Annotated in this window: 10 protein-coding genes and 1 pseudogene; 6 read left to right on the top strand and 5 right to left on the bottom strand. The window is 74.3% G+C overall.

From position 1 onward, the window contains the following. Nucleotides 1-54: 54 nt before the first annotated feature. A pseudogene (locus AMK22_RS40625) lies at nucleotides 55-231 on the bottom strand (DedA family protein); the annotation flags it as partial. Nucleotides 232-782: 551 nt separating this feature from the next. Between AMK22_RS40625 and AMK22_RS07305 the strand changes: the two are divergent. Beyond that, entirely contained in the window at nucleotides 783-2228 is a 1446-nt protein-coding gene (locus AMK22_RS07305) for a helix-turn-helix domain-containing protein (protein ID WP_073782493.1), read from the top strand. Between the two features lie 57 nt (nucleotides 2229-2285). Here the strand turns inward: AMK22_RS07305 and AMK22_RS07300 are convergent, their stop codons facing one another. From AMK22_RS07300 to AMK22_RS07290, 3 genes are all read right to left on the bottom strand, one after another. Further along, the gene (locus AMK22_RS07300; RefSeq protein WP_199883146.1) at nucleotides 2286-5792 is read right to left on the bottom strand and encodes a M28 family peptidase; all 3507 of its coding nucleotides are present in this window, start codon (nucleotides 5790-5792) and stop codon (nucleotides 2286-2288) included. Between the two features lie 376 nt (nucleotides 5793-6168). After that, nucleotides 6169-7386, bottom strand: coding sequence for a serine/threonine-protein kinase (locus AMK22_RS07295; protein WP_242433878.1), 1218 nt, complete (start codon nucleotides 7384-7386; stop codon nucleotides 6169-6171). A 423-nt stretch (nucleotides 7387-7809) separates the two neighbouring features. After that, complete coding sequence (locus AMK22_RS07290; protein WP_073782487.1) at nucleotides 7810-8325, bottom strand: Lrp/AsnC family transcriptional regulator; 516 nt, start codon at nucleotides 8323-8325, stop codon at nucleotides 7810-7812. A 226-nt stretch (nucleotides 8326-8551) separates the two neighbouring features. On the opposite strand from AMK22_RS07290, the gene AMK22_RS07285 reads away from it, so the two are divergent. From AMK22_RS07285 to AMK22_RS07265, 5 genes are all read left to right on the top strand, one after another. Then, complete coding sequence (locus tag AMK22_RS07285) at nucleotides 8552-9529, top strand: alpha/beta hydrolase (protein WP_073782485.1); 978 nt, start codon at nucleotides 8552-8554, stop codon at nucleotides 9527-9529. Beyond that, nucleotides 9522-10700, top strand: coding sequence for an acyltransferase family protein (locus AMK22_RS07280; RefSeq protein ID WP_073782483.1), 1179 nt, complete (start codon nucleotides 9522-9524; stop codon nucleotides 10698-10700). Before AMK22_RS07285 ends, AMK22_RS07280 begins: the two co-directional genes overlap by 8 nt. Before the next feature lie 590 nt (nucleotides 10701-11290). Beyond that, nucleotides 11291-11623, top strand: a complete 333-nt coding sequence (locus AMK22_RS07275) for a hypothetical protein (RefSeq protein WP_073782481.1) — start codon at nucleotides 11291-11293, stop codon at nucleotides 11621-11623. A gap of 82 nt (nucleotides 11624-11705) precedes the next feature. Further along, on the top strand, nucleotides 11706-13211 hold the full coding sequence (locus tag AMK22_RS07270; RefSeq protein ID WP_073782479.1) for an FUSC family protein: 1506 nt from the start codon (nucleotides 11706-11708) through the stop codon (nucleotides 13209-13211). Between the two features lie 132 nt (nucleotides 13212-13343). Beyond that, nucleotides 13344-14423 carry a lactonase family protein gene (locus tag AMK22_RS07265; RefSeq protein ID WP_073782478.1) on the top strand — a complete coding sequence of 360 codons (1080 nt, stop codon included), beginning with the start codon at nucleotides 13344-13346 and terminating at the stop codon, nucleotides 14421-14423. 114 nt (nucleotides 14424-14537) lie between these two features. On the opposite strand, the gene AMK22_RS07260 is transcribed toward AMK22_RS07265, so the two are convergent. Continuing rightward, a complete protein-coding gene (locus AMK22_RS07260; protein WP_073782476.1) occupies nucleotides 14538-15461 on the bottom strand; it encodes a sirohydrochlorin chelatase in 924 nt (307 codons plus the stop codon). Nucleotides 15462-15469 lie beyond the last annotated feature (8 nt).

The following is a 15469-nucleotide window of genomic DNA, read 5'->3' as shown; positions in this document are numbered from 1 at the left end:
AGGACGGCGGCCCTGGGCCCCATCATCGATCAGGGAGGGCCGCCGCGGAACCGGGCCCGCCGCGGAGCCGGTCAGCGGCAGGACGACCTCGCCGGGCAGCGGTGGGAAGAGGTTCTCCAGGGCGATGGCGGGACCGGCCCCCGGGCCTCCCATCGTGTCGACGAGATCGGCCGCTCGGCCCGCGACACCACTCACAGGCTCCCGAACGAGCCCCAGCACTGCGTACTCCATGAACCGACTCCCGACCGGTGGTGGACGGGCGCGAGAAGTCCGTCGCGTCCCACCACCGACGCCAGGAAGCGCCGGCCGGGGCCGGTACGCGGAACACCACCGGAAGGGCTCCGGTCCTGCGCACACATCACCCTGCGGCTCTTCCTCACCGGCCAGGTCGTGCGGCGGTCCCGCGGAAGAAGCCGCGCACCGCGCCGCGCGGACTCAGTACGGCAACGGGCGGCCGGACGGGGTCCGGAGGTCGAGGGGGCGCGGCCGTGACGGCGGCTGCGGACGTCGGACGATCCTGATGCGGCCCACGGCCACCACCTCCACTCGGACTACCGGTCCTATGCCCGGCGAGCCACTTGTTCATGCAACCCCGCCCGGTCCAACCGACGGGGGAGGCACGGGTGTTGTGCACAGCCGGGACGGATGTCCGGGCGGCGTGCGGGGCGGCGCCGTCTTCCCGACGCACCGGGGACAGCACGCACACGTGCTCGCTATTCTCCCGCCATGAGCCATGGACATGGCATGGGAGGGGCGTCCCGCACGGCTCCGCGGAGCACCGGGTGACCGAGTACGTGGGCCCCTCGCCGGATGCCCGCACCGCCGAGGCGTGGCTGGTCTTCGGGACCCGGCTGCGCCAGTGGCGCAGGCGCGCCGGGCTCACCCAGGCCCAGGTCGGCGCCCGCGTCGGATACGACCACACCGCCATCAGTAAACTGGAGCACGGCACCCGCAAGACGCCGCTGCCGCTCGCCCGCAGGCTGGACGACCTGCTGACCGCGGGCGGCGACCTCCTCGGCGCCTGCGAGGCCGCGGAGGCGGAGGGGCCGGGAAGCGTCCCGGAGGACGGGCACTCGGCGCGCCGGCCGACGACCGGCGCCCGCACGGGTCCGCTGCCCGGCGAACCGGCGGGCGGCGACCTGCTCTCGATGCTGCCGCCGGACGTCGTCCTGCCCGCGCGACTGCCCACCTACGGGCTGGTGTGCCCGCTGCACGGCCGCGACGGCTGCGCCGTGCCCGCGCTGGCCGACACCGTCGCGCTGCATTCGGCCTTCTGCGAGCTGGGTCCGGCCGCCGTCGCGCGCCCGCCGCTGGACGCCGACACCGTGCACGCCCTGACGGCGCTGCTCGCGGTCTGTCTGCGCGCCGACGAGGAACGGGCCTGGCCCGGGGCGACCGCCGTGGTCGAACGCACCCTGCACGCCATGCTCCGCTGGATGGCACTGCCCGCCGCCCCGTACCAGCGTCAACTGGCGCCGCTGGCCGCAGAGTACGCGCAGTCGGCCGGGTGCCTGCGGCTGCTGCGCGGCCGCAGCGCGACGGCGATGGCCTGGCTCGACCGGTCGCTGGTCTGGGCGGACCTGGCCGGTCATGTCGGGACGGAGGTGGCCGCGCTCAGCGACATGAGCACCCTGGCGCGGCTGGAGGGTGACGCGCCCTCCGCGCTCTCCTACGGAGGCGCCGTCCGGCAGGCCGCCGTTGGGCGGGACTGGGCCGCTGCCATGAGCGACGTCTACCTGGCGCGCGGGCACGCGGTGCGGGGCGACGTCCGGCAGGCCCTGGGGCACATCGACCGCTCCCGGGCGCAGTTGGACCGGGTCGGTGAGCGGGACGAGGGGGAGGCGCCCTGGCTGTCCGTCGCCTCCGTGCGTCTGAGGGTGGAGTCCGGGGCCGCCGGTGCGCTGCGGGACCTGGCCGTCACGACCGGGGAGCGGCGGCTGGCGCTGCGCGCGGTCGAGGCGAGCCGCGCCGCCCTGGAACTGCTCCCGCCGGGTATGCGCTCGGCGCGGGCACTGCTCCTGGTGCGGATGGCCGACGCCCATGCCTGCGCCCACGACCCGCAGGCGGCGATCGCCATCGCCCGGCCCGTGCTGGACACCGCGGAGGTCACGGCATCGGCGCTGCTCGGGCACGAACTGCGGGGTCTGCTCGGCAGGTTGGCCGTCGCACGCGCCGGCCGTGCGGAGAACGACGACTTCACCCGCCGGCTGGCGGCCGTCGTCCGCTGAACGGTGAGGGCGGGGCGCGTACGCACGCGCCCCGCCCGGTGTGCCGTGCGGGCTTCGTCAGCTCGCGTTCAGTGTCACGTCGTCGACGACGAAACTGGTCTGCAGGTAGGCGTCCTCACTGCTGGTGAACCCGAGGGTGACCGTTTGTCCGGCGAACGCGCCGACGTCGAAGGTCTTCTGGACGTAGGAGTTCGTGGCGTCCGCGTTGGAGTACGTGGCGAGCGTCCTGGTGCCCAGTTTGACGGTGAGCGTGTCGTAGGCGGGGGAGCCCGCCGACTCGGCGGTGTCGGTGCGCAGGTGGAACGACAGCTGGTACGTCGAGCAGCCGGCCGGGACCGTCAGGGGCTGGGTGAGGGTGTCGGTGTGCGTGGAGCCCCAGCCGCCGAGCCACGCCATGTACGAGCCGCTGTGCGCGGGCTTCTCCGACGTCCGGTTGTTGATCACACCGTCCGTCTGGCTCCACGGCGCGACCCCGCTCTCGAAGCCGCCGTTGGTGACGGCCTGGGCCGCCTGGCAGCTGCCGCTGCCACCGCCGACGACGAGCGAGTAGGTGGTGGTGTGGGTGGCCGTGCCGGTACCGGTCACGGTGAGGGTGTAGGTGCCGGGCGCGGTCCGGGACCCGGCGGAGACGGTCATCGTGGACGAGGAACCCGACTGCACGGAGGCCGGGTCGAACGAGACGGTGACCCCGCTCGGGGCGCCCGAGGCGGTCAGCTTCACCGTCTGGGCGGAGCCGCTGGTGGTCGCGGCCTTCACGGTCGCGGTGACGGATCCGCCCGGCTGGACGCTGCCGGAGGCCGGCTGCACCGCGACGGAGAAGTCGTCGACGGGCGCCGTGCTGCCGACGGAGGTCTTCCACACCGTGTAGGCGATCCCGTCGGCGCTGCGGTCGAGCGCGGTCGCGTTGATGTTGGCGGTGGTGTCGCAGGACTGGTGGTAGCAGGGGTCGTAGGAACGGCCCGCCGCGCCGCCCCACTTGGCGGCCTGCGCCGAGGTCTTGGTGTCGCTCGCGCCCGTGGCGTAGCCCGAGGTGGGGATGCCGCCCTGCTGGAAGGAGTAGTCGTCGGACCGGCCCTGGCCCTCGACGTTCTCCTCGGGGGCGAGGTTCAGCGAGTCCCAGTACTCCTTCATCGGGGCGGACGCGGCGGAGGCGAGGTTGTTGATGAAGTAGCCGCCGTTGGTCGAGGCGACCATGTCGAAGTTGTAGTACGCCTTGATGGCGGCGCGCTGGGCGGAGGTGAGCTGTCCGACGTAGAACTTCGAACCCTGCAGCCCCTGTTCCTCACCGTTCCACCAGGCGAAGCGGACGTGCTTGGTCATCGTCGGGCTCGCCTTGGCCAGGGCGAGGGCGTTCTCCAGCAGGGCGGCGGAGCCCGAACCGTTGTCGTTGATGCCGGGCCCGGCCGAGACGCCGTCCAGGTGGGCGCCGAACATGACGGTCTGGTCGGACGGGCCGCCCGGCCAGTCGGCGATCAGGTTGTTGCCGCGGTAGGTGCAGCTGGTGCAGGTCTGCTCGGTGACGGCGTATCCGGCCGCCTCCAGCTTGCCCTTCACATAGGCCACCGACGCGGTGTGACCGGCGCTGCCCGCCCGGCGGTTGCCGCCGTTCTGAGTGGCGATGGTGTTCAGCTGCGTCAGGTGCGCCTGCACGGCCGCGACGCCGATGTCGGGCACCCCGCCGCCCGGGTTGCCGCCGCCGTTGTCGACCGTGAGGGTGTACTGGGCGGTGTGGCTCTGGGAGCCGTCACCCTTCACCGTGAACGTGTACGCGCCCGGCGCGGCGGACGACGACGCGGAGACGGTCATCGTGGAGGACGCCCCGGACTGCACCGAGGACGGGCTGAAGGAGGCGGTGACGCCGCTCGGCAGACCGCTCGCCGACAGCTGCACCGTCTGCGCGTTGCCCGAGCCGGCCGTGGTCCGCACCGCGGCGGTCACCGAAGCGCCCGGCTTCACGGAGCCGGACGACGGGTCCAGGGACAGCGTGAAGTCGTTGTTGCCGTTGGAGGTGCAGGTCGGGTCGCCGCTCTGGGCGGGCACGCTGACGGCGTCCCACGCCGCCTTGGCGCGGTCGAACAGGACACAGCTCGCGTCGAGGTTCTTCGCGGCGGTGAGGGTGGCCGTGCGGTAGCGCTTGTAGGTCATCCCGCTCGTCTTGAGCAGCATGCCGCCGTAGAAGACCTTGCCGGCGCTCTGGATGCCGACACCGGTGACCGAGGAGCCGTTGCACGTCGGGCTGGCGGGCTTGCCGCCGCCCGGGGCGGAGCCCTCGGCCAGCAGGTAGAACCAGTGGTTCAGCGGACCGGCCGCCGCGTGCTCCTCGGTGTTGGGTATCGAGGAGCTGTAGCAGTTCGGGTCGCCGGTCTGCGAGGGGTTGTACATGATCCGGATCGGACCGTTGCCGACCAGGTTGATCTTCTCGCCGACGGTGTAGTCGGGATCGTCGTACGGCGCCGGCTCGTTGGTGTACGCCTCGGTCAGGGCGCCCATGATGTCGCCGGTGGCCTCGCCGAGACCGGACTCGTTGTTGGCGCCGCCGGGCGTGTACTGGTCGATGCCGTGGCCGAACTCGTGGCCCACCACGTCCATCGCGCCGATCCACTGGTTGGCGTTGTTGTGCCCGATGGAGACCGACGAGCCGTCCCAGTAGGCGTTGACGTCGTTCAGGCCGACCTTCACAGGCCAGCTGCGGCCGTTGCCGTCGTGCCCGTTGCGGCCGAGCCAGTCCCGCAGCATGTTCCACTCGTGCTGGGCCGCCCACATGACGTCGACGCAGCCGGTCTCCTTGCTGGAGGCGTTGCCGGTGCCCCAGGAGTCGCTCGACTTGCTGAAGACGCTGCCGGTGCTGTAGTCGGCGCAGCTCAGCCCGGTCCGGTTCGGATCGCGCAGCGAGTAGCTCCCGCCCGAAGCGGTGGTGTCGATGGTCAGCGGGCCGGGGCCGTTCCACTGGCTGTTGCCGGTGCCGGCCTTGACGTCGTCGTAGCTGTCGAGCACCTTGCCGTTGCCCGCGTCGACGAAGACGTGCAGGCGGCTCGGTGCCTTGGCCGTGCGTCCGGTGAGAACCGTCTCCCAGGCCAGGCGAGGGGTCCTGCCCGCGGCGCGCACCACCAGGCGGTGCGATTCCACCCGGTCCACGGCGGCGAGCCGCCCCCGCGAGACGCTCTCGGCCGCGGCGGCCGAGACGGTCGGCGTGGTCGGTACGTCGATCCGCCGGGGGAGCGCCGACTGCGTGCCGCGCACCCGGCCCTCGGAGTCGGCCATCACGACGGCGTCCCCGCCGACGACCGGCAGACCGCGGTAGGTGCGCTGGTAGGCGACGGAGTACATGCCCTCGACCCAGGGGGTCACCATCTGGCGTTCGTACCGCTCGTCCGGCCCCTTTGCCAGCGTGTCGAGACCGCTGGCGGCGGCACGGTCGGCCGCCGACACCGCGGCCTGGATCGCGGCGCGGGCGGTGGGGGCGGGCGGGGAGGGTTCGGCGGAGGCCGACTGGCCGCCGCTGACGACCAGCATTCCGGCGAGGACGGCCAGGGTGGTCCCGGCCGTCAACGGTCTGCGTTTCATCGAGGCTCCTCGGGTCGGTGGGGGCCCCGATCACGGGCAGCGGCGCGCGGTGTCGAATCCGGTTCGGCCATGTCTTCGAACCGGCGGTGTTCGGCCGAAGGCCGGGCTGCAGAAGTCGGTTCGAAGGCACGGCCTCGGCCGCCCGCGTCGCCGTCGTCCGTGATCGAGCGACCGAACACTCACATGTCGCCATGGCCGCGTCAATAAATCGCGGAGGCCCCCGGGCGACTTGGCAAGTTTGGTCAAGCCGCGTGGCCGATTCGCGCAACGGTCCCGGGAATATGCACAGTTCGCCCTGGTCCGCCGTGCCCCGACAAGGCGTCAGGGCGGGTCCGGCCGGATCGCCGGTCCTGGCGGCGTCACGGCGGTGCGCCCCTCAGTCCTGTTCGTCGCCCTCGTCGCCCTCGTCGTTCCCGCCGTCCCTGGCCGGTGGCGCCGGGGTCTCGGAGTCCCCGGTGTTCGCGGCGGGACCGGTGTTCGCGGTGGGACCGCTGTCCGGGGTGTCCGCCGGGCCCGAGTCGGGGGCGAACAGGCTCATCCCCAGGTACACGGCCGCGATGAAGGCGACCGTACCGGCGATGGCACTGGCCACCCTGGGCCGACGCCTGATCGCCGCCCGGGCGGTGGTGAGCCGCAGGGCGGGCGCGGGCGGGGCCGGCTGGCGGCGCCGGTGCCCCCCGGCCTGCGGCATGCGGTACGTCGTCGGGCCCGGGGCCTGAGGTGCGCCGCCCGTCGCCGGGGCGGGGTCGAACCGGGGCGCGGGAGCCGAGGCGTACGGGACGCCGCCCGGCGCCGCGGCGGGTGGCGCACCGTACGACGGCATGGGCTCCGGCCGGCCCCGCCACGCGTCGCTCTGGAACCAGTCGGCGACCTGCTGGGCGGTGGGCCGGTCCTCGGGCTGCTTGGCGAGCAGCCCCAGCAGGTAGGAGTCGAAGGCCGGGGGCACGTCGACGCCCCGCTGCCTGAGCGGCACGGGCGCCGTGTCGACGTGCTGGTAAAGCGTGGCGGTCGCCGTGTCCGAGCGGAACGGCGGTTCGCCCAGCAGCAGTTGGTAGATCACGCAGCCGAGGGAGTACATGTCGGACGCCGCTTCCGCGGTACGTCCCAGGGCCCGCTCGGGGGCGAGATAGAGGCTGGTGCCGACGATCTGCCCCGTGGTGGTCAGGGCGGCCGACGGGTCGTCGACGAACTGGGCGATGCCGAAGTCGCCGATCTTGACGGAGCCTTCGGCGTCCAGCATCAGGTTCCCGGGCTTGATGTCGCGGTGCACGATGCCCTGTCGGTGGGCCGCGGCCAGCCCCGCGGCCGCCTGGCCGGCGATCCGGGCGACGCGCTCGGCGTCGAGCCGCTCCTCGGCCGTGAGCAGACCGCCCAGGCTTATGCCCTCGACGAGCTCCATCACGAGGAAGAAGCGGCCCTCCCAGGCCCCGAAGTCGAAGACCGCCACCAGATGAGGGTGGCTCAGGCGGGCCGCCGTCTGGGCCTCCAGGCGGAACCGGGCGGTGGCGGACTCGTCCGCGTGATCGCCCAGCAGCAGCTTCACGGCCACCGCGCGGCCGAGCACTTCGTCTTCGGCGCGCCACACCTCACCCATGCCGCCACGGCCGATGGGGGACGTCAAGCGGTACCGACCAGCTACCAGCACCTGTGCACCATTCTCGAATTGTGGGCCGCTCCGACTGCCACGGCGCGCCCCGACCGTGATCGGGGCGAGGTGGGGGGCGCGCGGCGTGATCAGGATATCGGGCTGCCGGACCGCGACGGCACGCCCCGCTCCCGCCCGTACGGTCCGCGCGGACCCATGGGGATTCGTCGTGTTTCAGGGGGTTTCGGCTCGTGAGGTGCCGGTGGTCGTGCCGACGGCGGCCCTGCGACGCCCTCCGACCGCGCCCCGGTCCGGGCCCCGGCCCGGACCCGGTGGACCTCCGGCCCGCCGGTCGACCGGGCCTGCGGAACCCGGGTGGCTCCAGGACCCGGCGGCGCCGTCGGGGATGCCCCACGATCCCCCGATACGGCGTCAGCGACTGCCGGGCGACCGGCCCGCCGACACGTCCGGCCCCGCCGCGGCCGTGCGGCCCACCGATTCGACCAGCGGCAGCAGCCGGTGCGGCACCCGCTCCCGCAGGGCCACCTCGGTCCGCGTCCGCACCACCCCGGGCAACCGGATCAACCGCTGGATCACGTCCTCCAGATGCTCGTTGTCGCGGGCCACCACCCGGGCCAGCAGATCGCCGCCGCCCGTGGTCGAGAACGCCTCGACGATCTCCGGCACCGAGGCCAGCGCCTCGCCGACCTCGTCCAGATGCCCCTGGGTGACCTCCAGATGGACGAAGGCCAGCACCGGGTGGCCCAGCGCGGCGGGGGAGAGGACCGGCCCCGTTCCGGTGATCACACCGGTCCGCTCCAGCCGGTCGATACGAGCCTGGAGGGTGCCCCGGGCGACGGAGAGGATGCGCGCGTACTCGCGGAGGCTGGTCCGCGGCTGCTCGATGAGCAGCCGCAGGATGCGGGTGTCGAGGGCGTCCACCGCCATGCTCCGTCGGCCTCCTGTACGGGACGATCCGGTTGCGACTGTACCAATGACCCGTCAATGCCCTTGCCGGACAGACCGGGAGAGGCCGGGCAGCCCCCTCGTACCCCTAGTCCTCCGGAGCTACGGGAGAGCTTCACGCCCCGGCGTGACGCCGACTACGGGGCCGCGTCCCTAGCTTCGGTACCCGATGGCGACCCGGCCGTCCGGTACGGAAGGAAACACCGTCATGCCGTCCCCAACGCGCACCTCCCGCCTGCGTCGCGGCCTGCTCGCCGCACTGGTGGCCGCCTCGGTCTCGGTGCCCGTCGCGGGAGCCGCCGGACCCGCGGCCGTACCGGCACCCGCCCCGGCCGCACAGGACCCGTTGCGCACCGCCACCCCCGGGGCACTGGCCGAACGCTACGCCGCGACCCGCGCGGACATCCGGGCGGCCGAGCGGGCCGCCGCCGCCCACGGCGACCGCGGACGGGCCGCCGCGCTGCGCGTCATGGCGCAGCCCGGACGCCGCTTCCTCTCCTTCGACGGCCGCGACGGCGGCCGCGGCGCCGAGGTCTTCGGCGACCTGGCGCACGCGGAGCGGATCGCCGTACTGGTCCCCGGCGCGGGGATGGACCTTGACCACTACGGGCGGCTGCGCGGCGGCGGAACGGCCCTCCACGAGGAACTCGGCGACGGGACGGCCGTCGTCGTCTGGCTCGGCTACCGGACCCCCGCGACGGTGAGCCCGGCCGCGCTCACCCCGGGCCGGGCCGGCGAAGCGGCGCCCGCGCTCCGGGACTTCGTGCGCGAAATGCGCGCACTCAGGCCCGGGGCCGCGACGACCCTCCTGTGCCACTCCTACGGCTCCGTCGTCTGCGCCAGGGCCGCGCACGGACTGCCCGTCCAGGACATCGTCCTGTACGGAAGCCCCGGAACCGGCTACGCGACGGCCGCCGACCTGCGTACCACGGCCACCGTCTGGGCGGGCCGCGGCGACGACGACTGGATCGCGGGCGTGCCCCATCTGAGGCTCCGGCTCCCCTTCACGGACATCGGATTCGGCACCGACCCGGTCTCGCCCGCGTTCGGCGCCCGGATCTTCGAAGCGGGCGACGGCGGACACAGCGACTACCTGAGCCCCGGCTCCGTACCGCTGAGGAACATCGCCGGGATCGTGGCCGCGGCGGCCCCGGCCGCGGCACCCGTGGGAGACCGCCGTGCGTGACCTCGTCCGGCGGATCGACGCCGCCACCCCCGTCGACCGCGACCGTGCCGTCGACGCCCTGCGCGCCCTCGCCATCCTCGGCGTGGTCCTCGGCCACTGGCTGGTGACCGCGCTGGTCGCCGACAGCGGCACCCTGCACGGCGCGAGCCCCCTGCGCGCCATGCCCGGACTCGCCCCGCTGTCCTGGGTGTTCCAGACCCTCGCCGTCTTCTTCGTGGTCGGCGGGCTGGTCGGCGCACGGAGCCACGCCTGTGCACGCGCCCGCGGCGAGAGCCACGGGCAGTGGCTGCGCGGGCGGCTGGCCCGGCTGCTGCGGCCGGTCGTCGTCGTGCTGGTCGTGTGGGCCGTGGCGGTGGCGGCGATGCTCGCCCTCGGCGCCGACCAGGACACCGTGCTCACACTCTGCCGGCTCGTCTGGTCCCCGCTCTGGTTCGTGGCGGTCTTCGCGCTGCTGACGGCGGTGACCCCGCTGGTGACGCGACTGCACCCGCTCTGGCCCTTCGCCGTCGTCCTGATCACCGACGTCCACCGGTTCGGTTCGGACGCGCCCGGCGCGTACGCCTGGGGCAACGTGGCGGCGGGCTGGCTGGTGCCGTACTGCCTGGGCGCGGCCTGGTCCCGGGGCGAACTGCGCGGACGCAGGACCGGATGGGCCCTGCTGCTCGGCGGAGCCGCTGCCGCCGTCGCGCTCGTGCTGTGGGCCGGCTATCCGCCGACCATGGTGGGCGTGCCCGGCGAGGAGGTCTCCAACCTCGACCCGCCGACCCTGGCCGCGGTCTGCTTCGGCCTCGCCCAGTGCGGAGCGGCCCTGCTGCTCCTCGCGCCGTTGCGCAGGGTGCTGCGCCGCCCGGCGGTCTGGGCGGCGGTGGCGGTGACGAACCTCTCCGCGATGACGATATTCCTGTGGCACCAGACGGCGATGATCGCGGTCACCGTCACCGGTCTGCTGCTGGACGTCCCCCTGCCCGGCCTGCACACCCCGCCCGACACCCCCGGCTGGGTGCTCGCCCGCCTGGCCTGGCTGCCCGCGTTCGCCGTGGCCCTACTGATCTGCCGGGCGGCGTTCCGCAGCTATGAGACGGGCCGGTCGCGGGCCGGGAGCACCGCCGTACGGGAAGGGCGCCCCGCCCGGCCGAGCCGCGACGACTCCTGCCGGGTCCCCGGGCCGTAGGGTGCGCGTCGTGGATCGGGGGGACACGGGGGGACGGGGACGGACGACGCGGCGCCCGGGGCGAAGGCCGTGGGAACGGGCCGTGCGAGGGCTGCCGCGGACGCTGCGGACGCTGCGGGCGCTGCCGGGCACCCTGCGCGCGGACCTCCTGACGTCCGGGGCGGAACCGGACGGACGGGCGGGAGCGCCGCGTTGGCTGGAATGGCGGCCGGTGATCGCCGTGCCGCCGACGCTGCTCGCGGTGGGCATGCTCGTCCTCGCCACGAACCAGTACGCCTTCCACTGCCGGACGGGCATCCTGCTCGGCATCCTCTTCGACGGGGCCCGGTCCGTGTCGCTCGTCGTCGCGCTCTACCGCCCAGTCCCGGCCTGGTGGACGTCCCTGCTCGTCATGGTCGCGGTCACCCCGTTCGCCGCGAACGCCCACCAGGGCGACGTGTTCCCCTCGAACAGCGTGCCCATGGCCGGCCGTCCCCGGCGGCCCGGCCTTCCCCCGGGACGGGGCCTCCGTCGCCCAGCAGGCCGGGTCGCCGTTCCTGCCGGCCCTGCCGGTACGGCCCCGGATCGCCGTCGAGGCGCTCACGATCACGGTGCTCGCGGGACTCGGCTGCGTCGCGGGCATCCCACGCCCCGGCGGCGGCGACCTCCGCCTCGCGCTCCTGGTCCTCGTCACCACCGTCGTGGTCGGCGCCGCGCCGGGCGGACTCGGGGTGGCCCGCACCCGGCTGGTCGTCCAGGAGGAACGCACCGCGGAGGAACGCGCGCGGCGCACCCTCCTGGAGGAGCGGAACCGGATCGCCCGCGGACTGCATGTCGCCCCCGGTCCGTTGGCCCACCCCTGGCCCGGCCTGACAGCCATCGACTGGACCAATGGCCCAGTGGATCGGCCTTCGGTTGAGCCACGGTCCTCAGGGGTGTTGTGATGTACCCGTCGATGGCGCTGCGGATCTCCGCGGCGCCTTTTTCATGCCGGTGCGCGGAACCGGTGCACGAAACGGGAGCCACGTGCTGAAGAGGATGTTCGTTTCCCCGGACCCGGGCCGGCTGCGGCTGCGCGGCGCGCTCAGGGCCGTCCTCGGCATCGGCCTGGCCGTCACCCTCTGCGGACTGGCGGGACATTCGCTCGTCGCGGCGGTCACGGGCGGACTCGCCGCGCTGCTCGCGCTGTTCACCGTGCTGGACACCACGGTCAGGGACCAGGCCCTCACCACCGCGCTGCTGCCCGTCGCGGGCTTCCCCGTGCTCGCGCTCGCCGCCGTGCTCCACGACCACCCGACCGCGCGGGGCGCGGCGTTCCTCGCCGTCATGGGCCTCGGGGTGTACGCGCGCAGGTGGGGGCCGCGCGGCCACTCACTGGGCGTCTTCGCGTTCATGGCCTTCTTCACCACGCAGTTCCTCCACACACTGCCGGAGCAGCTCCCCGAGCTGTACTCCGCCGTCGCCCTCTCCCTCCTCGCCTCCTCGACCGTCCGCTTCGGCCTGTGGTGCTACGAACGACGGCTGCCGGCCGTCCCCGTACCCGTCCCGTCGACCGGCACGGGACTGGCCAGGGTGACCACCCGGCAGGCCGTCCAGGCCGTGGCCGGCGGCGCGGTCGCGCTCGCGGCGGGCCTGCTCCTGTCCGAACAGCGCTGGTACTGGGCCGTCGGCGCCACCTGGTGGGTCTTCGTCAACACCACCTCGCGCGGCGAGACCCTGGTGCGCGGCTTCCGCCGGGTCCTCGGCACCCTGATCGGCGTTCCCGTCGGACTGGCCGTCGTCGTGCCGCTGCACGGGACGCCCGTGCCCAGCGCCCTCCTCGTCGCGCTCGGCATCTTCGGGATCTTCTACACCGCCGCGGTCTCCTACACCTGGATGATGCTGTCCGTGACCGTGCTGGCCGGGGCGCTCTACGGACTCCTCGGCGTGCTCGACCCCGCCCTGCTCCTGCTGCGGGTCGCGGAGACCGCCGCCGGGGCGCTCGCCGCCGCCCTCGCGGTGCTCCTCGTGCTGCCCGTCACCACCCACGCCACCACCGACGCGTGGATCCAGCGGGCCCTGCGCTGCGTGCACGCCTGCACCGCGGAGGCCGCGGCGCGGCTGGCGGGCTCGGCGACCGCCGACCCCGCGCCGCGCATCGCCGAACTGGATGCGCTCCTCGGCCGGGTCCGGCTCTCACTGGCGCCGCTGGTGCACCCGCTGAGCCCGCTGCGCGCCCGCCGGGTCAGGGCCCGGCAGGTGCTCGCGCTCCTGGACGCGTGCGCCTGGGAAGTACGCGGACTGGCCTCCGTCGCCGCCGACCCGGAGGCGTCCCACGACGCCCGTCTCGCCGCCGCGTGCTGGCGTGTCGAGGCGTCCGTCGAGGCACTGACCGCCCCGGACCCGGCGCGGCGGGCGGACGTGCCCGGCATGCCGCCGCCCGTCACCGTCGCCGAGCCCGCACTCGCCCATCTGCACGGCCTGGAGCGGGCCCTGGCCGAACTCGCCGCGCCGCTGCGCAGTGCGCCGGGGGCGCCGCTGATCGGCGCGTGACACGGCGGGGCCGGGCCCGTACCACCCGCCGTGGCCCTGGTCCAGACCTTGACCGGCCGACTGCTACCGTCGCTCCGGAGAGACCGCGGCGGCACGCACGGCTGCGGTCCGTCGGCGGAGAGGGGCTGTGCGGTGACAAGCGGTGCGACGGGCGACGGCACGGGGCGGGCCTACATCGGATCCTTCACCTCGGCGGGCGGACGGGGAATCACCGCCGTCGCCGTGGAGGCCGGGACCGGGCAACTGAGCTTCCTCGGCGCGACGGACGCCGTCCCCGATCCCTCCTACCTGGCCGTCGGCGACGGGCCGGGGTCGGGCGGCGGGGTGCTCTACGCGGTCAGCGAGACCGAGCACGGCGCGGTGGCCGCCCTCGACATCACCGGCGACGTGCCGCGACCGATCGGCGAACTTTGGCCCGTGGAGGGCGAGGGCCCGACCCATCTGACCCTCGCGGCCGGTCAACTGCTCACCGCCAACTACGGCTCCGGCAGCGTGACCGCCCTGCCGCTGCGGCCGGACGGCTCCGTCGGCCCCGTCGGCTCCGTGCTCCGCCACGAGGGCAGCGGTCCGGACTCCGAGCGCCAACGGGCCCCGCACGCGCACCAGGTGCTGCCCGACCCTTCGGGCGCCTGGGTGCTCAGCGTGGACCTCGGAACCGACTCCGTGCGGATCTGCGCCCTCGACACCGCGACCGGCGCGCTGCGTCTGCACGGCGAGACGCGCCTGCGGCCGGGCACGGGCCCGCGCCACCTCGCCTTCCACCCCGACGGCGGCCACGCCTACGTCCTCAACGAACTCGAACCGACCGTCACCGTGTGCAGGTGGGACGCCGCCGCGGGCGTTCTGGAACCGGTCGCCGAGACGGCCGTGCTGCCCGAGGGGGAGGAGGGGGCCGAGGATCTGGTGACCTACCCGTCGGAGGTGGTCGTCTCGCACGACGGCCGGTTCCTCTGGACCGCGAACCGGGGTCACGACAGCATCTCCGTCCTCGCCCTCGACCCGGCCGGTGAGAGGGCGAGGACGGTCACGACCGTGGCCTGCGGCGGTCACTGGCCGCGCGATCTCGCGCTCGACCCCACCGGGCGGTGGCTGTACGCGGCCAACGAGCGGTCGGGGAACGTCAGTTGGTTCGCCGTCGACGCGACGACCGGCATCCCGCGTCGTGCGGGCTCGCTGGACGTCCCCGCCGCCTCCTGCGTGGTCTTCGCCTGACGGCCGCCGACACGTCCCGAGCACCACGACGGTCGGCCCGGTCCGGTTCCTCCGGACCCGGCCGGCCGTCGGGAACGAACGGCGACCCCACCGGGCGGCGCGCCCGGCCCCGGCTCAGTGCGCCGGGGCGCCCTGCGGCACGGCCGGCGTGATGCCGAGCGCGGACATGTACATCGACAGCACGAGCTTGCCGATCGCCGGGTAGGCGCCGAGCGGCTCCGCCGCCGCGCAGCCCGCCTCCTTCGCGGCGATGTCGAGCAGACCCTCGGGCACCTCGGGGCCGACGAGGTACGGGGCCAGCGCCAGCTGCGCCGAGCCCGAGCTCGTCAGCTGCTCGGCCACCGACGCGACGGACCCGTCCACGTCGAGCGCCGCGGCCATCACCGGAACCGCCAGTCGGGCGGCGAGCAGCATGCCGGTGATCCCGGCCGCCTGCACGGCCTCCTCTCCGCCCACCGTGGCCAGCACGATGCCGTCGGCCGCCGTCGCCACGGTGAACAGCCGCGCGCGGTCGGCGCGGGCCAGGCCGGCCTCGGACAGACGGACGTGGAGCGCCTCCGCGAGCAGCGGGTGCGGGCCGAGCACGTCCGTCAGCTCCACCTGCGTGCCGCTGTCCATCACGGCCTGCCGTATCTGCCTGATCAGCGCGCTGTCCGGCCCCGCGAGCAGCGGCACCACCACGGCCGACGGGCCCTCGGGGTCGGCGACCTCGCGACCCGCGGCCCGCGCCTGCTCGACGCGCGCGACGCGCTCGGCGGCGTTCTGGGCGAGGACGGACGCGAGCGTGGGGAACTCGGCGTCGTCGCCGTCGAGGTAGCCGATCAGGGCGTTCAGACCGGGCAGCTCGGAACGGGCGATGCTGATCACTTCCTCGGCCAGGCTGCGCGTGGCCGAGGAAGGGGCACCGGGGACGGCGAGAACGAGCGCCGCGGCGCCCTCGGGTGCGACCACGGGCTCCGGGCGGCGGTGCCGTCCGGACTGGCGAGGTCGCGGCATTCGTACAGGCAGGCCGGAAGCGGGCCCAGTGGGGGTGCTCATGGCGCCGC

It is taken from the genome of Streptomyces sp. CB01580, from assembly GCF_001905795.1.
GTDB lineage: Bacteria > Actinomycetota > Actinomycetes > Streptomycetales > Streptomycetaceae > Streptomyces.
This window is presented reverse-complemented; position numbering and strand designations above follow the sequence as displayed.

Excerpts from the sequence above, each read along its gene's own strand:
- AMK22_RS07300 (WP_199883146.1), bottom strand. The coding sequence starts at position 5,792 with ATGAAACGCAGACCGTTGACGGCCGGGACCACCCTGGCCGTCCTCGCC.
- AMK22_RS07295 (WP_242433878.1), bottom strand. The coding sequence starts at position 7,386 with ATGGGTGAGGTGTGGCGCGCCGAAGACGAAGTGCTCGGCCGCGCGGTG.
- AMK22_RS07290 (WP_073782487.1), bottom strand. The coding sequence starts at position 8,325 with ATGGCGGTGGACGCCCTCGACACCCGCATCCTGCGGCTGCTCATCGAG.
- AMK22_RS07285 (WP_073782485.1), top strand. The coding sequence starts at position 8,552 with ATGCCGTCCCCAACGCGCACCTCCCGCCTGCGTCGCGGCCTGCTCGCC.
- AMK22_RS07260 (WP_073782476.1), bottom strand. The coding sequence starts at position 15,461 with ATGAGCACCCCCACTGGGCCCGCTTCCGGCCTGCCTGTACGAATGCCG.